The organism is Nocardioides abyssi, from assembly GCF_030412915.1.
Taxonomy (GTDB): domain Bacteria; phylum Actinomycetota; class Actinomycetes; order Propionibacteriales; family Nocardioidaceae; genus Nocardioides; species Nocardioides abyssi.
Map to the genome: position 1 here is coordinate 424,441 of NZ_JAUHJR010000002.1, position 18,789 is coordinate 443,229.

Annotated in this window: 21 protein-coding genes; 11 read left to right on the plus strand and 10 right to left on the minus strand. The window is 69.3% G+C overall.

Annotated elements, in window-relative coordinates; translation table 11 throughout:
* Positions 1–81: 81 nt before the first annotated feature.
* From QWY29_RS07125 to QWY29_RS07150, 6 genes are all read left to right on the plus strand, one after another.
* Positions 82–369 (plus strand): hypothetical protein, encoded by a 288-nt coding sequence (locus tag QWY29_RS07125; protein ID WP_300960022.1) that lies wholly within the window; start codon positions 82–84, stop codon positions 367–369.
* Positions 369–1,352 (plus strand): hypothetical protein, encoded by a 984-nt coding sequence (locus QWY29_RS07130; protein ID WP_300960024.1) that lies wholly within the window; start codon positions 369–371, stop codon positions 1,350–1,352. The genes QWY29_RS07125 and QWY29_RS07130 overlap by 1 nt, the downstream gene beginning before the upstream one ends.
* Complete coding sequence (locus QWY29_RS07135; RefSeq protein ID WP_300960025.1) at positions 1,349–3,184, plus strand: hypothetical protein; 1,836 nt, start codon at positions 1,349–1,351, stop codon at positions 3,182–3,184. Before QWY29_RS07130 ends, QWY29_RS07135 begins: the two co-directional genes overlap by 4 nt.
* A gap of 218 nt (positions 3,185–3,402) precedes the next feature.
* On the plus strand, positions 3,403–4,284 hold the full coding sequence (locus QWY29_RS07140) for an AAA family ATPase (protein ID WP_300960027.1): 882 nt from the start codon (positions 3,403–3,405) through the stop codon (positions 4,282–4,284).
* Position 4,285: 1 nt separating this feature from the next.
* Positions 4,286–5,503 carry a hypothetical protein gene (locus QWY29_RS07145; RefSeq protein ID WP_300960029.1) on the plus strand — a complete coding sequence of 406 codons (1,218 nt, stop codon included), beginning with the start codon at positions 4,286–4,288 and terminating at the stop codon, positions 5,501–5,503.
* Positions 5,504–5,682: 179 nt separating this feature from the next.
* Positions 5,683–6,465, plus strand: coding sequence for a helix-turn-helix domain-containing protein (locus tag QWY29_RS07150; RefSeq protein ID WP_300960031.1), 783 nt, complete (start codon positions 5,683–5,685; stop codon positions 6,463–6,465).
* A gap of 69 nt (positions 6,466–6,534) precedes the next feature.
* On the opposite strand, the gene QWY29_RS07155 is transcribed toward QWY29_RS07150, so the two are convergent.
* Positions 6,535–7,122, minus strand: a complete 588-nt coding sequence (locus tag QWY29_RS07155) for a hypothetical protein (protein ID WP_300960033.1) — start codon at positions 7,120–7,122, stop codon at positions 6,535–6,537.
* Positions 7,123–7,372: 250 nt separating this feature from the next.
* On the opposite strand from QWY29_RS07155, the gene QWY29_RS07160 reads away from it, so the two are divergent.
* Positions 7,373–8,137, plus strand: a complete 765-nt coding sequence (locus QWY29_RS07160; RefSeq protein ID WP_300960035.1) for a hypothetical protein — start codon at positions 7,373–7,375, stop codon at positions 8,135–8,137.
* A gap of 148 nt (positions 8,138–8,285) precedes the next feature.
* Here QWY29_RS07160 and QWY29_RS07165 read toward each other — a convergent pair whose 3' ends face one another.
* The 5 genes from QWY29_RS07165 to dnaB all read right to left on the minus strand — a co-directional run bounded on the left by QWY29_RS07165 (position 8,286) and on the right by dnaB (position 12,024).
* Positions 8,286–8,522 (minus strand): hypothetical protein, encoded by a 237-nt coding sequence (locus QWY29_RS07165; RefSeq protein WP_300960037.1) that lies wholly within the window; start codon positions 8,520–8,522, stop codon positions 8,286–8,288.
* A gap of 623 nt (positions 8,523–9,145) precedes the next feature.
* Positions 9,146–9,460 (minus strand): toll/interleukin-1 receptor domain-containing protein, encoded by a 315-nt coding sequence (locus QWY29_RS07170; RefSeq protein WP_300960039.1) that lies wholly within the window; start codon positions 9,458–9,460, stop codon positions 9,146–9,148.
* Positions 9,461–9,919 (minus strand): DUF1883 domain-containing protein, encoded by a 459-nt coding sequence (locus QWY29_RS07175; RefSeq protein WP_300960040.1) that lies wholly within the window; start codon positions 9,917–9,919, stop codon positions 9,461–9,463. It lies immediately after the preceding gene.
* A gap of 7 nt (positions 9,920–9,926) precedes the next feature.
* Positions 9,927–10,175, minus strand: a complete 249-nt coding sequence (locus QWY29_RS07180; RefSeq protein WP_300960042.1) for a DUF2188 domain-containing protein — start codon at positions 10,173–10,175, stop codon at positions 9,927–9,929.
* 430 nt (positions 10,176–10,605) lie between these two features.
* On the minus strand, positions 10,606–12,024 hold the full coding sequence (gene dnaB / locus QWY29_RS07185) for a replicative DNA helicase (protein WP_300960043.1): 1,419 nt from the start codon (positions 12,022–12,024) through the stop codon (positions 10,606–10,608).
* Between the two features lie 484 nt (positions 12,025–12,508).
* Between dnaB and QWY29_RS07190 the strand changes: the two genes are divergently transcribed.
* Genes QWY29_RS07190 through QWY29_RS07200 form a run of 3 tightly spaced genes read left to right on the plus strand, consistent with a single transcriptional unit; the run spans position 12,509 to position 15,717 of the window.
* Positions 12,509–13,867 carry an MATE family efflux transporter gene (locus tag QWY29_RS07190; RefSeq protein ID WP_300960045.1) on the plus strand — a complete coding sequence of 453 codons (1,359 nt, stop codon included), beginning with the start codon at positions 12,509–12,511 and terminating at the stop codon, positions 13,865–13,867.
* Positions 13,864–14,436: a hypothetical protein gene (locus QWY29_RS07195; RefSeq protein ID WP_300960047.1), complete on the plus strand. Its 573-nt coding sequence runs from the start codon at positions 13,864–13,866 to the stop codon at positions 14,434–14,436. The genes QWY29_RS07190 and QWY29_RS07195 overlap by 4 nt, the downstream gene beginning before the upstream one ends.
* Positions 14,437–14,484: 48 nt before the next feature.
* A complete protein-coding gene (locus QWY29_RS07200) occupies positions 14,485–15,717 on the plus strand; it encodes a hypothetical protein (RefSeq protein WP_300960049.1) in 1,233 nt (410 codons plus the stop codon).
* 162 nt (positions 15,718–15,879) lie between these two features.
* Here QWY29_RS07200 and rplI read toward each other — a convergent pair whose 3' ends face one another.
* The 4 genes from rplI to rpsF form a co-directional block, all read right to left on the minus strand.
* Positions 15,880–16,326: a 50S ribosomal protein L9 gene (gene rplI / locus QWY29_RS07205; RefSeq protein WP_300960051.1), complete on the minus strand. Its 447-nt coding sequence runs from the start codon at positions 16,324–16,326 to the stop codon at positions 15,880–15,882.
* A gap of 14 nt (positions 16,327–16,340) precedes the next feature.
* Entirely contained in the window at positions 16,341–16,577 is a 237-nt protein-coding gene (rpsR, locus tag QWY29_RS07210; RefSeq protein WP_154612378.1) for a 30S ribosomal protein S18, read from the minus strand.
* 133 nt (positions 16,578–16,710) lie between these two features.
* Positions 16,711–17,325 (minus strand): single-stranded DNA-binding protein, encoded by a 615-nt coding sequence (locus QWY29_RS07215; protein ID WP_300960053.1) that lies wholly within the window; start codon positions 17,323–17,325, stop codon positions 16,711–16,713.
* A gap of 131 nt (positions 17,326–17,456) precedes the next feature.
* Positions 17,457–17,747: a 30S ribosomal protein S6 gene (rpsF, locus tag QWY29_RS07220; RefSeq protein WP_166189603.1), complete on the minus strand. Its 291-nt coding sequence runs from the start codon at positions 17,745–17,747 to the stop codon at positions 17,457–17,459.
* A gap of 207 nt (positions 17,748–17,954) precedes the next feature.
* Between rpsF and QWY29_RS07225 the strand changes: the two genes are divergently transcribed.
* Positions 17,955–18,767: a deoxyribonuclease IV gene (locus tag QWY29_RS07225; protein WP_300960056.1), complete on the plus strand. Its 813-nt coding sequence runs from the start codon at positions 17,955–17,957 to the stop codon at positions 18,765–18,767.
* Positions 18,768–18,789 lie beyond the last annotated feature (22 nt).

Sequence of the window (18,789 nt, forward strand, 5' to 3'; positions counted from 1 at the left end):
AACCACCCCTGCACAAGACCAACGGTCTTGCCATGTCCGGCCTTCTACCGGACATCCCTATCCCCAGCGAAAAGGATTGAGATGTACTCAACTGTCGCAACGTTTCTGCCTGCGGTCAAGCAGGCAACCCAGCACCACATCGATTCACTCGGCACTGCCGTTGACGAGGTGAACTCTACCGTCGACGGGCTGCTCGACGAGGTCGTCATGTCGGTGTTGGACGCCGTCATGAACGACGTGCTCGCCCAGGTCACTGAGGCTGCCTACGACGCGGTGGTCGGCGCCATCGTCGATGCGTTCGGCGATGCGTTCGGCGATGCGTTCGGCGACGCGGTCACCGCGCCCTCGGTGGCTGGGGTGGCCGCCTGATGACGCACATCAAGCCCCTCCCGACCGCTGCCAAGGACACCGCAAACGACACCGCCAGCGTCGACGTCGCAGTAGGCACCGGCATGAACGCCGCTGCCCCCGGCGAGAACGCGGTCCTCTACGTCGCCACGCACGTCGCCCGGGGCCACGGCCCGGACGCCGCAGACGACACCGACGGCAACACCAACCGCGACGTCGACTGCGACACCGACGGCGCCCGCGACGTCGGCGCCGGTGAGGAGGGGGGTGACACCCCGTTCCTCCTCGCCATGAATCGTCTCGCCGTCGCCCGCGCCACCACGGCCGCCGCTGCCGCACCCCGGCGTCGAGCCAGGGCTCGCAGTCAGGCACCGGACCGCTCGGGACTCGGCTACCTGTTCCCCGGCCTGGCCGTGGGTCAGCCCCGCTTCACCGGACGCGGGACCAGTGACCTCGGCAGGTTGACGCACATCCTGGTTCAGTCCCACGCGCGCACCGCGCAGGGCGGGGCCAGCGCCGATGTCCTCATCGGCGGGCTGTACGCCATCGCCTACGACCTCATCGACGCCAACCCCAACGCCCGACGGGTGCTGGCTACTGAGGCAGTCGGTCTAGCGATGGCTTACTTCAACCACTTCCTCCCCGACCGCAACTGGTTCCTGGCTGGTACTGAGTGGCGGGTCGCTGGGGGACGGGTGGACCTGGTGTGGGAGCACGTGGCGAGCCGCGAGGTCCTCTTCGACGAAGTCAAGACCAGCCGGGTGACCAACGGTCGTCAGGTCCAGCCCGCGTGGCTAGCCCAAGCACGCCGCTACAGCACCGCCGGAGTGGAGGACTTCGGCGCCGCGTTCCAGGGAACGCGGCTGGTCCTGTTGAACGCGCCCGATCAGGCTCGGCTCATCGCGCCTGACTTGTCGGTCGCGCGACTGCGCCCGACTCCGGCCGAACCTGCGCGCTGCGAGGACGGTTCGACGGTTCTCGCTCGTCCTGGGGGCGGCGCATGAGCGGGGTGTGGCGGGAACGAGGTCAGGTCGAGACTGGGTCGGTCGCGACGCGCGTCCACGAGCACGGACCGAAGCCGACGCTGCGGCCAGAGGTCAAGGAAGCGGTGCTGCAGACACTGGTGAAGCGCAAGGCCGAGCAGGGCAGCATCTCTGCGCGCGATGTCCGGGACGCGGCCCGTGTCTTGGACTGCGCGCCTCGCACCATCTGGCGCTGGGTGGCCGCGGGGAAGGTGCCGACGGGGGAACGCGGCCGTTGGACCCCCACCTCGGAGGACTTCAAGAAGCGGGCCGGGAAAACGTTCGAGGAACTCCTCCTCCAGCACGGCAGCATCGCCGAGGTCCGGTTCCAGTTGAACAAGCAAGGCAACGCGCCGGTCAGCACCCGGACCATGCAGCGTGCGGTCGCTCGCACCATGCCGACCTGGGACGTCGTGTATCGGACGAAGGGCGCAGAAGCCGCACGCGGACTCCTACCGACCTCGCGCATGCCGGACCTCGGCGTGAACGATGAGTGGTCAACCGACGACACCCAACTCCCCCTCTGGTGCGTCCTCCCCAACGGCTCCATCGGAAAGGCTCAACTGCAGGGCGTCATGGATGGACGCAGCCGCTACATCCTCTCGACGCTGATTTTGCCCTTCATCATCAACACCGAAGACGCGGTCGAGAACATCGCGAATGCCGTTCAAGGTCACTACACGACCAATGGGGTGTTCGTTGGCGGAAAGCCGAAGCGGCTGCGCACGGACCGGGGCAGCAATTTCACCGCCGAAGCGACGAGCAAGGGGCTCGTCGAGTACGGCGTGAACCGGGTGCACAGCGCGCCGTACACGCCCGAACAGAACGGCAAGATTGAGCGCTGGCACCAGTTCAAGGGCCGTCTCAAGCACCTGCCGGGGTTCGACTGGAACGAGTGGAAGCGCAACGACAAGCGCAAGGCCAGTGAACCGCCCTCGCGTGACGGGCTGCTGACGTTCGAAGAACTTCAGGTCGAAGTCCTCAAGGCCGTGCGTGAGCACAACGTGGAAAGGGTGCACTCCGCGCACGGGATGACGCCGGAGGCGTGCTGGGAGCAAGAGGTCTCGTTGCACCCGGACGCCGTGGTGTTAGCCGACTCGGCGAGCATCCGTGCCGCGATGCGACAGACAGACACACGCGTCCTGCGCCGACAGCGCATTGCGTATGACAAGAAGTTCTACAACCTGCACCCGCAGTCGGTCGCTGGCGGAGCCGACGAAGACCCCGACGTCATCAAGAAGCGCGCCCGGCTCGGCATGGCCGCCGAAGGACAAAAGGTCACCCTGCGGTTCCTGCACGGTCGAGCCGAGTACCTCTCGGTCTACAACAGGCACAACGAGTACCTCGGCGACGCGGTCTGGGACGAACTGCAGACCGTCGCTCAAGCAGGGCAGACCGCTCAACGGCGCCGCGAAGCCATCAAGGTGATGGAAGCGACCATCGAGAACATCGCGGTCGCCAACGTCGCCGCCGTCGCCGCACGTAGAGCCGAGGCGCTCGCGGCGGCCGAACCGGGCAAGGAGCAGTACGACGCCTACGACCAGCCAGACAACGACCGAACTGACGAGACGCGCGGTTCCGGTGACAGTTCGGATGGATCTACGCCTGCGGACGGCGGCGAGTACGAGGGTGGCGCCGGACCAGTAGAGGCGGCAGCAGCGGCCGGGATCGCTATCCGCAAGTCCCGCACCGCTAGGACGAAGAGCGCCGCCGCCGCGGGGGCCGCCAAGCCCCCAACCCGTGCTGAACAGTTGAAGGAGCAGGAACGCAAGGACGCCATCGCGGCGGCCACCTGGACAAGGCGCCCAGCGTGAGCACCACCTGACGCCAGCCCCAGGACCAGGCCACATCCGCTCAGCCCCACCATCTCGGCGCCCACAAGAGGGCGCCGCATGGCAGCACCGCCCCGCGCACACCGCTGGGCGGTGCTGCCCCCGCCCCCTCTATCTCCGTGCCCTCGACGACGGCACGGCGTCCCGACGCGCCCGCGTCGCGACATACCCGCATCACCTCAACCGAAAGGCACCACCTCATGACCATCACCACCGACACCACCAGTGGCATGACCACCGGCACCACCACCGGCACCACTGCCGCTGCCGTCCCGTCGCCGGGCCGACCGGTGCCCGTACCGGTCCCGGACAGCATCGGGCAGTTCCCTCCCTTGCCCGACCACGTCGCCCCGCTGCTCACCATCACCCAAGCCACCACCGCTGTGCGGATGACCATGGACTTCCGTGACATCGCCTGCTTCACCGGCGCACCCGGAACCGGCAAGACCACCGCTGTTACCCAGGCCGTCGCCCGAGCCGTGGCCGATGAGGCAGCCGGAGCGCCTGCTGTGAAGTGGCGTTACTGCGTTCCGCCGCAGCGCGCGACACCGAAGGGCGCCATGCTCGCGCTGTACGAGTCCATCTTCGGGTGGACCGGCCCGCTCAACGAACGAGAGGCCACCGACGCCGTGGTCCGCCGCCTCGCCGAGGGTGACCTGGGTGTGGTCATCGACGAGGTCCACCACGTCGGCCTCCTCGGCATGCAGCAGTACCGGCACGTCTGGGACCGGGCCTGCATCTACGAGCAGGCCTTCCCCATGCTGCTCGTGGGCTGCGACGTCCGGCAGACCCTGGCCGGAGCCGACGAGGTCCGCACCCGCATCGCTCGCTGGGTGATGTTCGACCACATCCAGCACCCCGACGACCTCGCCATCCTGGCCGGTGACCTGCACCCCCGCCTCGCGGCCACCTCCGAGCGGTCGCTGACCAAGATCAACACCGACATCACCGGCGGCAACATCCGCGCCTGGTTCCAGTTCGCCAAGCACATCGACTATCTGCCCTCGACCGACCCAGCCAGGCCCACCCGGCTGACCGGCGAGGACGTCCGTCACCTGCGCCGGGCACTGGGGGTGCTCTGAGATGCGAGTGCTCATCACCCAGTCACCGTCCGGGAACGCTCCCGCGTTGCTGCGAGGCCGATTCTCTCCCGACCACGGCACGTTCGCTCTGCTCATCGGCGCCGCCGAGAAGGTCCGAGGTAAGCGGACCCGCAAGACCGTCACCATCCCGTTCTTCCACGCCCTCGGCAAGAATCTGCGCACCGTCGGGTCCTACACCACACAGACCTCACAGTTCCGGGCCCAGATTCAGCACTGGTTCGCTGCCTACAACGCCCGCGACCTGGTCGTGTTCAACGGGTCCGTGCTCTATCCCGCGACGATGGCGGCGGTCTTCGAGTACGCCGCCACGGTCGGGCAGGTCACCTTCGTAGCCGAGCCCGGTGAGTACGAACGCACCCGGGACGCCGTCCGGGCCGCCGGAATGCGCCCGGAACACCTCGACTGGGACGTCCTGCTCGACCGGCTGCCGGTCGTGCCCGGACCGGCCCCGGTCGAGGAACCCGACTACACGATGGACCACCTGCCCATCTGCGACTTCCTACTGTTCCGCCACCAAGCCCGCGTCCTGAACGAACCGGCCCGCTTCGCCGCCATCGACGCCGACTACCGCGCCGCGTACACCGCCGCACTCAACCTCGACCCGGGTGATGACTCGGACCTGGAGTTGGACACGGTCGTATCCCTGCTCGCACGGGTCACCAGACACGCCACCACCACAGCCCCGCTCATGGTCGCGCTGCGCGCCACCCAGGCCGCCCTCCTCACCAGGGGATGGCTGCTGGGTGCCCACCAGGACAAAGCCCTTGGCACCCTGTGCTCGGTCCGCTCCCCCAACCCCACCGCAGCACACTGGCGCGCACTTCACGGCTACGTCTCCACCCAACGCGTCGCAGGCGTCGCTCTCTACCTCCTCGACGTGCCACCCGAGGACCTCAACGAGGTCAGCGTCGCCGACGCTGCAAGGTTCCTGGCGACCGGCACCATCGGTTCTCAACCCATCCCCGACCTGGCCCGGCCGCTGCTCGCCGCTCACCTGTACGCGCGACAAGCACAAGGCGCAACCGGTGCCGACTCGTTCCTCAACCACGTCGGAACCCGCACCCACCTCGAACACCTCATCGATGCGCGCCGCCACCTCGGCATCCCCATCGACGCCCGTTTCCTCCGCGGACAACACCTCGCCCACACCGAACGACCGCTCTGGCGGTTCGGTCTCGACCTCAGGACCCTTACGTGACAACTACCCCCACACCGCGCCGGAAGCGGGCTCGACCCGCTGACCCGTCCCCCGCCCGGTCCGCACCGCAGCACACGCCGCCACGTTTGACGGCCGCGGGGGCGGCGGCCGAGCCCGCACCCCGCGAGCCAGCCGACACCGAGGCGCCAACCAACCGACTTCGACCGTCCGCGCAACGGGTGCCGGGCCCGTTCAACACCGAACACATCGCCTATCTGTTCCGACAGCGCGGCTACCGCGTCAACGAGTTCGCGGGCCTGCTCGACCTGTCCAACAACGTCGTGGAGGCCTTCTTGCGCGGGACCGTCGAGCCTGGCGACCTGAGGCTGAGCACCATCGTGAACATGGCCGCGCTGCTCGGTATCCCTGTGCAGACCATGTTCGCCCCACCCGCGCCTCTTCCCCACGTGCCCCCGGTGGCAGTCACGCCGCACCACCCGCAGAACCCGGCTGACCCCGTTCAGAGTGCGGCAGCATCCGAGTCTGGGTCGTCGGACAGGGACGGGTCACCGGTCGAGGACAGAGCGTCGGTCGAAAGCGACGCTGCCCAACTCGTGGCGTGCGTCTACGACAACGGACGCGTCACCCCAGTTCAGGTCTCCGAACTTGCCCAAGCGTTCGGGTGGACGCTCACCCGCACCTACGACGCCGCGAAGGAAGCCGACCAGCGACTCCGATACGCCGGGCTCGCCATGACCACTAGCCATGGCGAACTGTTCGTCACCCCCACCGCCGACCACCTGGACGCACGCCGGGCGCTCGCGACCCGCCGAACCTACGAGCGCGGGCTCTCCCACGCCCACTACAAGGCTGCGCACCAGGTCTTCACCGGCGGCGAGGTGACCGTCAGCAACAGCGCCCGGCAACGACTCCGCACGCTCGGCGGCCTGGTCAATCTCGGCATCTTCACCGACGCTCGCGACCCCGCCTACACGCCCGAGGCACGCGAAGCGTTCCTCTAGCAGCGCCCATCTTCGTCCGTACTGAGCCAGCACGCGGACCGTCCGTGGACTTCAACTGGGCGGGCCCTGTTAGGGCTGTCGGGGACGCTGAACCCGCCCGGGCTGACCCTGCTGGACTCGGACCTGCTCGGCGGTGACCGTGCCAAACTTCGCATTCTGCACCGCGGGTCGAATCTCGCGCGACAGGTATCCGGCAAGGTCCTTCGTGGCGAGCATCAGGTCGTCGATGGCGCCACCAGACATGTGAACACGGTCGAACTCCATGGTCGCTACACCGATGGTGTCAATGACGGCTTCGGTGTAGCGCACCAGTTCCGTCAGCACCTCCAAAGGGAACGACACCTCGCTCGGACGCCCTTCCTCGGCGGCGCGGCTCACTCGACGGGCGTCCGCGTCGCGCTTGTTGCTGCACCGCTTGCACCAGGTGCGCGTCGCCGTCGGCACCGCCGTCTCACACGACAGACACCAATACGTCCTCTGGTCGCGGCCCACCCGTGCGCCAGGACCTGCCTGACCGGACGGCCCCTTCGGGAATTCCGAGATGGGTTTGGGCGCCACCACCGGACGCACGTCCACAGGCACCGCGGACGCCGCCTCATACCGATAGCCGAGCGGAATGCCGGTCTGCGTCAGTTCGTACTCGGCATCGAAATTCATCACGGGTCCTTGTCTGGACGACACGAACCGTCCGGGCCCGAGCAGCCATGTCACGGCTGTTCGGGCCCGGACGGTTGCGAACAGGTCAGGCAGAAAATGTGCTCTCACCTGCAGATTTGTCCCGCAAGCGGCACCAGATCGTCTCATGAATGCTGCGCGAGTGTCGTGGCTTGTCACGGCTCGCCCGCTACGGACGACGAATTGCGATCTGCTTCTCCACGCCACACCGACCCCCTCGAAGGAGAATCCGATGCGCACCCCCACCGACATCAACATCGCGAACCGCACCAACTACGCGAACTCGACCCCCGGAGGCGACCGCCTGGCCGCGGCACCCGCACTCACCGTCCACGCACGCGAGACCCTCACCGACGCCATGTCGACCTCCCCCGCGCTCGCCGAGACCATGGACATCGCGGCCGAGTGCGCCGCCTTCTACGCCGAGGTCTCGGCTGACATCAGCAACGACACCGAAGGTGCCGTTTACGCCCTGTTCTGCGCGCGCGACGCCATCGCGCGGTTCGCATCCCATCTGCAGCCGCTCGACTCCGAGGCACGCGACGAGGTGCTGTCAGCCCTCAGCGCAGGCCACGAAAGCAGCCCCCACGCTGAATCGTTCTGGGGCGTCATGCGAACCATGATCACCCTCTACCTGCTGCTGCCGGTGAACGACGGTTGGGTTCGACGACGCGGCATTTTCGGTGAGGACGGCACCGGATACGCCGTCTGGGAAACTCCGACAGGCGACTACGTGTGCGACCTGCTCGTCTTCATGTCGCCCTGGTGTGACGAGGACACCCTCTCCATCGCCGCCGACGACGCGCTCTACGGCAGCGCACAAGCCCTCGGACCCCATGGCGAGTGCCTCACGCAGGTCCGTCTCATCCCGCCTGTCGGGTCCCACCTCGCCCGCTCCTACGCCTGGGACGGAACCTGGGACTACCTCGACGACAGTTGGCTCGACCTCGTCAACCCCGCGGACCGAGCCGACTACGCCGTCCCCACGAACAGGTAAGGGCCACTGCGCATCCGTGTCTCGAACAACCCCGGCTCGACTCCAGACCAAGGCGACCGCCATGCCGCGCCCAGCACCCGTCCGGGGGTCCAAGCCGCCCACCACACGGCTCGGGCCCCCGGCGCCCTCGCGATGCGAGCAGCCGGGCTCAGCGGGACAGTTCGCGGCGCAGCACCTTCGCGTACTCGGCTAACACTTCGACAGGACGACCCTCACGCATCCACTGCAACGGAGTGAGCCCGTCCAACTCAGCGGCCGGGGTATGCAGCAGAACCGCAACCGTCCACGAGTCCTGCTCGCGCAGCGCTTCCAGCATCCGCAAGACCCCATCGCGGACGACGACTACGCCGTCACGCTTCACAAACTGCGCCAGCGGGTACAGCACCGACCCATCCGCCGTCTCCACGGCGAGCACTCCCCCGGAGCGGCGCAGCCTGCTCAACTCCGCGGCCGACACATCCCCCAACGAAGTACGCACCCGCTCCGCTGACCACACCGGCGAAACGAGCCGCGCGAGTTCCGCGCCCGGCTCGTCCGGCTCCCCACGGCGGACTTCTCCTCTACCGGAATCGTCGCTGCCCGCCCGGCCGGGGTCCTCGTTGCCCTCCCGCGGCCCAACGACACCGCGCCCGGGCGTGCCGCGCCCCGAGCGGTCCTCACTCGCACCAGCCATGTCCGCACTCCCGCCCTTCCAGAGCGGCCCCGACCACGAGACACTCCCGTCAGCCGTGACAAACGTACAGCCACATGTATGTACGTACGACCACCCGAACCGGCCTCGTTCCGGCTCTGTTCCGGCCACGACCGACACCCGTCACCGGCGGTCGGTGTGCAAGACGCGCGACCTCTTCGCGGGTCTGCGCGGCATCGCTCCCTGAACGAAACGGGCGCGCCCGATGACCGCCTCGTCGCTCGGCTCGGTCAGAGCCAACCGTCCCCTTGAAGGGCTCTCGGAACTGAACCGTTCAGTTCCAAGGGCCCTCCGACGCGCCGACTAAGCGCTGTGCCTCAGGCTGCCACCACGAGCGCAGCGATCTGGTCAGCCATCTCTTCGATAGAGACCCGCCCCGTGTCGAGCGCGAACTTGTCCGCCAGAGACGGGCTGTACGCCCGAACGTCATCGCCGGTCAGGTCATGCCAATTCGGCAGAAGCGACTGCTCGCCTGCCACAGTTCGCGTCACCAACCCATCCAACTCGTGGTTGGTCCAGCCCTTCTCGAAGAATCGCTTCGAGAGCACAACGATGCCGAACCGGCTCGCGCGGATGCCCTGGTCAATCCTGCGACGCAGACTGTCCCCCACCCTCAACTCAGTCTTGTCCAATCAGACACGAACACCTCGCGCAGCAAGGGCGTCACGTAGCGGCAGCGCCACCTCGTCCTTGTCCTCGCTGGCGTGAGAGAGAAACACGTCCCACGTCTGGCCACCGAAAGCATCGCCATCCGGCTCTCGGGGTTCGCGAACTTGCACCTCACGCAGTGGGTCGCTCTCAGGCACCGGCGCCATCATGCGCGGGGGCGGCGCCTGCACGTTGACACCGGCTCGAACCTGACCCCGCCCGCCGCCAAGGTCCACCACAACCACCCAGTGGCCGTCCCTCGGGATTGGGATCCGTGCGGGCGAGCGCGTGGCACGCCCGCCGTAAGCGCGACTTGACCGGCCAGCCTTGAACTGACGGTAGTCCGACACGGTCATGAGGCGGACGTTCGCCTGCTTGTCCAGGGACACGATCGCGACCGCGCCCTTCTTCTGATGCTTGAGGTCGAAGTAGAGATGGTTCAACTCCGCCTCACTTCGAGTCGCGCGGCGGGAACGGATCATTGCCCGGCGCGATCGTGTCTGAGTCACGGATCTGCCCGTTCGGACGGTGCGTGACGACCTCGCCACCACCGGCGCGGCGCACGATCTCACTCGCCCGCCTCTGCGCATCCCGCTGCGTGGATGCGTGAGCGCTGGGACGCCGAGCGCCCGGCGCCTTCACATCCCAGCCACCATCCGGGTTCGGCACGACATGCCGCCGATTGCGGTTGTTGCTCATGGTGAGTCTCCACGAACAGCCACCCGAGGCGGAGCGCCCCCATCTTGTTAGGGGGCAGATGAACTCCGTATGCTCGACGACAGCCTGTTCCCACATGGCTTGCCGACGGTCAAAGACCTCGGACGAAGGGCGGCTTCGTTGGCGCGAAGCCGTCCTTTGCTATTCAGTTTCGTCGTTCTCTCGAACGTACGTTCATGATCCCACACCCCACCGACGCACGTCGCGCCGAACACACTCGCAAACCACAACATGTGGACCAATCTGGCGCCCGAAGCCCTGTGGATAGACGACACCGGTTGTCACTAGTGACGCCAGTTGGCGTTTATCCACAGGGGGTAGTGACAATCAAACGTCGCGTAGTGACACTGGACTGTCGCGATCTACTGACACCGAAGTGTCGCGCCCGGTGACATTAAGTTGGCGCGTTACATCAGTGGGCCATGTCGACGAAGCGCGAGTAGTGGCCCTGGAAGGCGACGGTGATGTCGCGGGTCGGGCCGTTGCGGTGCTTGGCGACGATCAGGTCGGCCTCGCCGGGGCGGGTCGACTCCTTCTCGTAGACGTCGTCGCGGTGCAGGAGCACGACCATGTCGGCGTCCTGCTCGATCGAGCCGGACTCACGCAGGTCGCTCATCATCGGGCGCTTGTCGCCGCGCTGCTCGGGACCACGGTTGAGCTGGGACAGCGCGATGATCGGGATCTCCAGCTCCTTGGCGAGCAGCTTGATCTGGCGGGAGAACTCCGAGACCTCGAGCTGCCGCGACTCGACCTTGCGTCCCGACGTCATCAGCTGGAGGTAGTCGATGACCATCAGCTTCAGGTCGTGGCGCTGCTTGAGCCGGCGGGCCTTGGCGCGGATCTCCATCATCGTCATGTTCGGGCTGTCGTCGATGAAGATCGGGGCGGAGGAGACCTCGCCCATCTTGCGGGCCAGCTTGGCCCAGTCCTCGTCGTTCATCTGGCCGTTGCGGATGTGGTTCAGCGGCACCTTGGCCTCGGCGGAGAGCAGGCGCATCGTGATCTCCGAGCGCGTCATCTCCAGGCTGAAGAACACGCTGGTGAGGTTGTTGTGGATCGAGGCCGCGCGGCAGAAGTCGAGCGCCAGGGTCGACTTGCCCATCGCGGGACGCGCGGCGACGATGATCATCTGGCCCGAGTGCAGACCGTTGGTGAGGTCGTCGAGGTCGGCGAAGCCGGTCGGCACGCCGTACAGCCCCGCCTCGCGGTTGCCGATCGCCTCGATCTCGTCGAGGACGCCGTCCATGATGTCCGAGAGCGGCGCGTAGTCCTCGCTCGATCGGCGGTCGGTGATCTGGTAGATCTCGGCCTGCGCCCGGTCGACCACGTCGTCGACGTGGCCCTCGCCGGCGTAGCCGATCTGCACGATCTTGGTCCCCGCGTCGACCAGGCGGCGCAGGATCGCCTTCTCGCGGACGATCTCGGCGTAGTAGGCGGCGTTGGCCGCGATCGGGACGTTCGCCGAGAGGGTGTGGAGGTACGGCGCGCCGCCGATCCGCTGGAGCTCGCCGCGCCGCTGCAGCTCGGCCGCCACGGTGACCATGTCCACCGGCTCGCCGCGACCGAAGAGGTCGATGATCGCCTCGTGGATCGTCTCGTGCGAGGGCCGGTAGAAGTCGACCCCGCGCAGCACCTCGGAGACGTCGGCGATGGCGTCCTTGGAGATCAGCATCGCGCCGAGGACCGACTGCTCGGCCGCCATGTCCTGCGGCGGCGTGCGGTCGTTCGGCCGGGAGGGTCGCTCGCCGGGTGCGTACGGCGCCGGGCCGTCGCCCCACTCCTCGAACGGCGGCTCGGGGACGTCCCGCGTGTCCGACTCGGCGATGCTCACTCGTGCCCCTCCTGATGCGCTCGTGACCGGTCCTGCGGTGCCGGCGCCCCGTCGGGCCGGCCGGCTCCTCGCACGTTAGGGAGGACCACCGACAGCGTCCGCGACCTCCGGACCGTACGTGCCGGGAGGGGCCGGGCGACACCACCTTGTCCACAGGTCCTGGGGATAACCGGGGTCAACCCGTGGACGACACGCGATGCGCTGTGCACAGCATGGGGAGCGACCTGTGGACACAGCCGGTCCCACGAGCGTCATCACCGCTCTGACCTGCGACGATGTCTCAATAGGGGTGTGGACCGAAATCAGTGGCGAACGAATTCCGTTCACCCACCGGCCATCCCATGCTTCCTGCTTGGTTTGTCGACAAAGCACCGGCCATCCGTGGTATCCACAGGTCAGCCCTAGTTATCCACCGGCCCGGCCCGGACTAGTCGCGTACGGGCCACCGGCGGCGGGTGCCTCTTACCCGGACTACGCTGTCCGGGTGCGTCGACCCGAGGACGCGGCCCAGGACCGCGAGATCCTCCGCCTCGCCGTCCCCGCCTTCCTCGCGCTGGTCGCCGAGCCTCTCTTCCTGCTCTCGGACGCAGCCGTGGTCGGCCACCTCGGCACCCCCGAGCTCGCCGGGCTCGGCGTCGCGGGCGTGGTCCTCCAGACGGCGATCGGGCTGTGCGTCTTCCTCGCCTACGGCACGACCGCGTCCGTGGCCCGGCGCATCGGGGCCGGTGACACCCGCGGCGCGCTGACCCAGGGGATCGACGGGGTGTGGCTGGCCGTCGTCATCGGCGCGCTCGTGACGGTCCTCGGCGTGCTGCTCACCGAGCCGTTGGTCGCGGCGTTCGGGCCCAGCCCCGCGGTGGCCGAGCACGCGACGACGTACCTGCGCATCGCGTTCCTCGGCACCACCCCGCTCCTGGTCATGCTCGCCACCACGGGTGTGCTGCGCGGGCTGCAGGACACGCGGACCCCGCTGGTCGTCGCCGTCGCCGGCAACGCGCTCAACATCGTCCTCAACGTCACCCTCGTCCACGGCGTCGCCGGCTGGGACGGCCTCGGTCTCGCCGGCTCCGCGATCGGCTCGGTGCTCGCGCAGGTCGCCAGCGCCGCGGCCCTGCTGTGGGTCGTCGTGCGCGGGGCGCGCCGGACGGGCGCGACGCTGACCCCGGACTGGCGCGGTGTCCGGGCAGCGGGTCGCGCCGGCGTCCCCCTCGTCGTGCGCACGCTGACCCTGCGCGCGGCGCTGCTCGTGACGACGTACGCCGTCACCATCGGCGCCACGGGCCGCGACCAGGAGGTCGACCTCGCCACCCACCAGCTCGCGATGACCCTGTGGACCTTCCTCGCCTTCGTGCTCGACGCCATCGCCATCGCGGCGCAGGCGATCACCGGCCGGCACCTCGGCGCGGGCGACGTCGCGGCGACCCGGGCGGTGACCGACCGGATGCTGCGGTGGGGGGTCGTCAGCGGGGTCGTGACCGGGGTGCTGCTCGCGGCCGCGAGCCCCGTGCTCGGCCACCTGTTCACCTCCGACGGCGACGTGCTGGACCTGCTGCTCCCGGTGCTCGTCGTCGCCGCCGTCGCCCAACCGGTCGCCGGCGTCGTCTTCGTGCTCGACGGGGTGCTCATCGGTGCCGGGGACGGCGCCTACCTCGCCCGCGCCGGCCTGCTCGTCCTCGCCCTGCACGCTCCCGCGGTCCTCGCGGTCGCCCTCCTCGACGGCGGGCTGGTCGCCGTCTGGGCGGTCTTCGGCGCGGTCTTCATGGGAGCCCGGCTGGCGGTCCTGGTCCGCCGCGCGCGGGGCGACGCCTGGCTGGTGACCGGCGTCCGTAGCCTGACCCCGTGAAGCCGCTGCAGTCCGTCGCGATGGGGCTGCTCGTCGTCGGGCTGACCGCCTCCTTCGGGGAGTACGACGCGTTGCCGGACCCGCTCGGCTGGGTGCTCGTGCTGGTGGGGCTCCTGCGGCTGCCGACCGGCACCGCGCGCCGACCCGTGCTGGTGGCGCTCGCCGCGCTGGCCGGCGTCGTCGCGGTGCCGCTGTGGGTGCCGTCGGTCGCGGAGGCGCTGGAGGACGTCGACGCCTCGGTCGCGTGGGCGCTGACCCTGCCGCAGCTGGTCTGCATGGGGCTGCTGTGCCACGTGCTCGCCATCCGCGCCACCGGCGCGGGCGACCTCGCCGGCGCCCGTCGGCTCCGGCTCGCGGTCACCCTCGTCGTCGTGGTGGCCGCCCTGCCGGTGCTCGTGCTCGGCGCCGGCGTCGAGAGCCTCGCGACGCCGGCCGCGGTGCTCGCGGTCGCCACCCTCGTGCTGGTGGTCTGGCAGCTGTTCACCCTGTCGGGCCGGGCCTGGGCGACCGACGAGCCGCCGCCCGACCGATCCGGCCGAAGCGCTGCGGCCGACCGGTCTGGACCATAGCCTCTGGCCGCGCCGGCCGTTGACCTGCCGGAGAGAGAGGGAGCCCCCATGCCCGAGATCATGTCCAGCGCCCGACGTCTGCGAGGACTCGTCGCCCTGCCCGCCGCCGCACTGGTCGTGTCGGCCCTGACCGTCGCCGGCCCTGCTGCCGCCCCCGCGGCCGCCGAGCCCGGGTGCCTGAGCGAGGCCGTCACCGGCCAGACGCTCCCCGGGCTGCTCGGCTCGACCTGCGACGACGAGGTGCCGCCGGTCATGGACCCGAACGTCGTGGTCACGCCCACGCTGCGCACCACCCAGGGCTGGGTGAGCAGCAAGCAGGTCACCTTCGCCTTCACCGGCCGCTTCACCGACGCCGACCCGGACCCGCTGGGCTTCCAGTGCCAGTTCTACGCCACCAGCAGCGCCCCCTCGGCGTGGACCTCGTGCGGCACCCAGGACCCGGTGACCAAGCTGTGGACGAAGTCCTACCCCGAGCTCGACGAGACCGACGCGCTGCCGTACACCTTCCGCGTCCGCGCGATCGACGCCGGTGACGCCGGGCGCAACCCGACCTCGTTCTGCGGCCTCGGCTGCCGGACGGCCGAGACCGACCTCGAGGACGTCTCCGCCCCGGTCACCGTGCAGGTCCGCGTGGACACGATCGCCCCGAACGGCTCCGCCCGGATCAACGGGCTCGCCGACGAGGAGAACCCCGAGTGGCCGATGGTCACCGACCGCACCGTCCAGGTCGTGCTCGGAGCCGGCGGCAGCCAGGACCGCAGCCCGGTCGACTTCGACTGCACGCTGAGCGGCAGGCCGGTCCCCTGCACGACCGGCACCACCGACCTCACGCAGCTGCCGCCCGGCGACCAGCGCTTCGAGGCCGTCGCCCGCGACGCCGCCGGCAACGTCGACCCGACCCCGGCCGTCGTGAGGTTCTCGGTCCCCCGCAACCTGACGGCCGGCAAGAAGAAGGGCTGGAAGGTCGTGCGCCAGGGCGGCTACTTCGGCGGCGACTTCCTGCAGACCACCAAGGTCGGCGCCGTGGTCACCGCCCCCGGCTCGAACGTGCGCGAGCTGCGGCTCATCGCCCCGCGCGGCCCGAAGCTCGGCAAGGTCCAGGTCAAGATCGGCCAGAGCATCTGGCGCACGGTCAACCTCAAGGGCCCCCGCTACGAGCGGTTCCACGTCTACCAGGTCCGCGACCAGTTCGACCCGCTCGTCAGCGGCCGGATCCAGGTGCGCGCGAAGAAGATCGGCCGCGGCGACTCGGTCCGGATCGACGCCGTCCTCGCCCACTGACCCCGCTGGCCGTGTTCCTGGCACCACGCGCCAGGAACACGGCCAGGAACACGGCCACGAACACGGCCACGAACGACGCCAGGGCCGCCCCTCCCGGAGGAGGGGCGGCCCTGGCGTTGTGCTGCTGGGTGCTGCGGTGCCGCCGCGAGCGGCAGCGGGGGGTCAGGCCGGGATGACGTTGAGGGCCACCGTGGCGGACACCTCGTCGTGCAGCCGGACCGAGACCTCGTGGTTGCCGAGTCCGCGGATCGGGTTCTTGATCGCGATCGTGCGCTTGTCGACCTGCTCTCCCGAGGTGGCCGTGAGGGCCTCGGCGATCTCGGCGGTGGTGACGGCGCCGAACAGGCGGCCGCCGGCACCGGCGCGGACCTTGACGGCCACGCTGTTCGCCTCGAGCTTGGTCTTGATCTCCTCGGCGTGGCCGAGGTCGCGGACCGCGCGGGTGGCGCGGGCAGCCTTGATCGACTCGACGGTCTTCTCGGCGCCGCGCGTCCAACGGATCGCGACACCGCGGGGGACGAGGTAGTTGCGGCCGTAGCCGTCCTTCACCTCGACGACGTCACCGGGGCCACCGAGGCCGGTGACCTCCTGGGTCAGGATGAGCTTCATCGTTCCCGCTCCTCTCAGCGACCGGTCGAGGTGTAGGGCAGCAGGGCGACCTCACGGGCGTTCTTGACGGCCGTGGCCACGTCGCGCTGGTGCTGGACGCAGTTGCCGGTCACCCGACGGGCGCGGATCTTGCCGCGGTCCGAGATGAACTTGCGGAGGAGCGTGGTGTCCTTGTAGTCGACACCGGTCGCCTTCTCCTTGCAGAACTGGCAAACCTTCTTCTTGGGCTTGCGCATCACTGCCTTGGCCATTGTGGTGCTTCCTTCCTAGAAGCCCGACCCGGCGCCGCCACGGGGGCGGGCAGGGGCGGAATGGTTGAGGGATGTGCGTGGATGGGTGGTGCTGGGACCAGCCGGTGGGCCGAGGGCCCGGAGCGGGTGCGGGTCAGAACGGGGGCTCGTCGGAGCCCACGCCCGGAGCGCCCCAGGGGTCGTTCGCGGGAGCGCCGCCACCCGAGGGTGCGCCGCCTCCGTAACCGCCGCCCTGGCCGCCACCCTGGGGTGCGCCGCCGCCGTAGCCGCCGCCACCCTGCTGGGGAGCGGGGGTGGCCCACGGGTCGTCACCGCCGGAGGAGGCGGCACCGCCGCCACCACCGCCGCCGCCGGAGAACCCGCCACCGCCGCCGCCACCGGAGCGCTGCGCGCGGGTGACCTTGGCCGTGGCGTACTTCAGCGACGGACCGACCTCTTCGACCTCGATCTCGAAGACGGTCCGCTTCTCGCCCTCACGGGTCTCGTACTGGCGGGACTTCAGGCGGCCCTGCACGACGACACGCATGCCGCGCTGCAGGGACTCGGCGACGTTCTCCGCGGCCTGCCGCCAGACCGAGCAGGAGAGGAACAGCGCGTCGCCGTCCTTCCACTCGTTGGTCTGCCGGTCGAAGGTGCGCGGCGTCGACGCGATCCGGAAGTTCGCCACGGCCGCACCCGAGGGGGTGAAGCGCAGCTCCGGGTCGTCGACGAGGTTGCCGACCACCGTGATGACGGTCTCGCCTGCCATGAGGGTCTCCTTGGCTTCGTGCTGGTCAGAGTCGTGTGCGTCCCGCTCATCGTGACGGCTGCCGCCGACAGCGGGAAGTGGTCGTCCACAGGGACGACGCGGCTGGCTACCCGGAACAGGTCCGGGAGGGCTCAGCGAGCGTCGGGGCGGATGACCTTGGTGCGCAGGATGGACTCGTTGAGCGTGAGCTGACGGTCGAACTCCTTGACCGTCGCCGGCTCGGCGTTGATCGAGATCACCGCGTAGATGCCCTCGGCGTTCTTCTTCACCTCGTAGGCGAGGCGACGACGTCCCCACACGTCGACGGACTCGACCGAGCCGCCGTCGTTGCGGATGACGTTGAGGTAGCGGTCGAGCGAGGGCTGCACAGTGCGCTCGTCGAGGCTGGGGTCGAGGATGACCATGACTTCATAAGCACGCAAAGCGGTCTCCACCTCCTGTGGACTTCGGCGGCCACGGTCTCTCCGTGGCAGGAGGGCTTGCGTCCCGCCGGGCTGCCGGAGCGGCACAGCGGGTGTCCCCGGCTCCCGGACCCGTCGGTGGGTGGTCACGCGAGGACAGGACAAGGTACCAGCGCGCGCGGACCGCCCCGAAATCAAGCGTCGGTGGCCACTCGTAGGGTGGTCGTCATGGCCCAGGACACCCCCGCAGACCTCCCGATCGGCGCCCACGTCGACCAGACCGATCCCGTCGCGGAGGCGCAGGCCCGCCAGGCGCCGCTCGTGCAGTTCTTCCTCGGCGACCCGCAGGACTACAAGGGCCCCCAGGTGCGGTACGCCGGCGGTGCGGCCGCCCTCAAGGAGGCCGCCGAGGCGGCCGGCGTCGACCTCTACGTCCACGCGCCCTACGTCATCAACGTCGCCACGACCAACAACCGCATCCGGATCCCCAGCCGCAAGCTGCTCCAGCAGCACATGGACGCCGCGGCCGAGGTCGGGGCAAAGGGGCTGATCGTCCACGGCGGCCACGTCAACAAGGACGACGACCCCGAGAAGGGGTTCGACAACTGGCGCAAGGCCGTCGAGGCGACCGACATCAAGGTGCCGCTGCTGATCGAGAACACCGCCGGCGGCGACAACGCGATGGCCCGCTACCTCGACCGGATCGGCCGGGTGTGGGACGCGATCTCCACCGCCGAGGGCTTCGACCAGGTGGGGTTCTGCCTCGACACCTGCCACGCCCACGCCGGCGGCAACGCGCTGGAGACGGTCGTCGACGACGTACGCCGCATCACCGGCCGGATCGACCTGGTGCACTGCAACGACAGCCGCGACGCCTTCGACTCCGGCGCCGACCGGCACACCAACTTCGGCGCCGGCACGATCGACCCCGACCTGCTCGCCGGCGTGGTCCGCGACGCCGGGGCGCCCGTGGTCTGCGAGACCCCCGGGGACGCCGAGCGGCACCGGGCCGACTTCGCCTGGCTGCGCGAGCGGGTCTGAGGGCAAGTAGCCTCGCCACCGT

Bases quoted from the DNA above. Each gene is read 5' to 3' on its own strand.
- QWY29_RS07225 (WP_300960056.1), top strand. From the start codon at position 17,955: ATGGCCCAGGACACCCCCGCAGACCTCCCGATCGGCGCCCACGTCGAC.
- QWY29_RS07215 (WP_300960053.1), bottom strand. From the start codon at position 17,325: ATGGCAGGCGAGACCGTCATCACGGTGGTCGGCAACCTCGTCGACGAC.
- QWY29_RS07135 (WP_300960025.1), top strand. From the start codon at position 1,349: ATGAGCGGGGTGTGGCGGGAACGAGGTCAGGTCGAGACTGGGTCGGTC.
- QWY29_RS07160 (WP_300960035.1), top strand. From the start codon at position 7,373: ATGCGCACCCCCACCGACATCAACATCGCGAACCGCACCAACTACGCG.
- QWY29_RS07130 (WP_300960024.1), top strand. From the start codon at position 369: ATGACGCACATCAAGCCCCTCCCGACCGCTGCCAAGGACACCGCAAAC.
- QWY29_RS07200 (WP_300960049.1), top strand. From the start codon at position 14,485: ATGCCCGAGATCATGTCCAGCGCCCGACGTCTGCGAGGACTCGTCGCC.
- QWY29_RS07155 (WP_300960033.1), bottom strand. From the start codon at position 7,122: ATGAATTTCGATGCCGAGTACGAACTGACGCAGACCGGCATTCCGCTC.
- QWY29_RS07140 (WP_300960027.1), top strand. From the start codon at position 3,403: ATGACCATCACCACCGACACCACCAGTGGCATGACCACCGGCACCACC.
- QWY29_RS07125 (WP_300960022.1), top strand. From the start codon at position 82: ATGTACTCAACTGTCGCAACGTTTCTGCCTGCGGTCAAGCAGGCAACC.
- rplI (WP_300960051.1), bottom strand. From the start codon at position 16,326: ATGAAGCTCATCCTGACCCAGGAGGTCACCGGCCTCGGTGGCCCCGGT.
- QWY29_RS07180 (WP_300960042.1), bottom strand. From the start codon at position 10,175: ATGAGCAACAACCGCAATCGGCGGCATGTCGTGCCGAACCCGGATGGT.
- QWY29_RS07145 (WP_300960029.1), top strand. From the start codon at position 4,286: ATGCGAGTGCTCATCACCCAGTCACCGTCCGGGAACGCTCCCGCGTTG.
- rpsR (WP_154612378.1), bottom strand. From the start codon at position 16,577: ATGGCCAAGGCAGTGATGCGCAAGCCCAAGAAGAAGGTTTGCCAGTTC.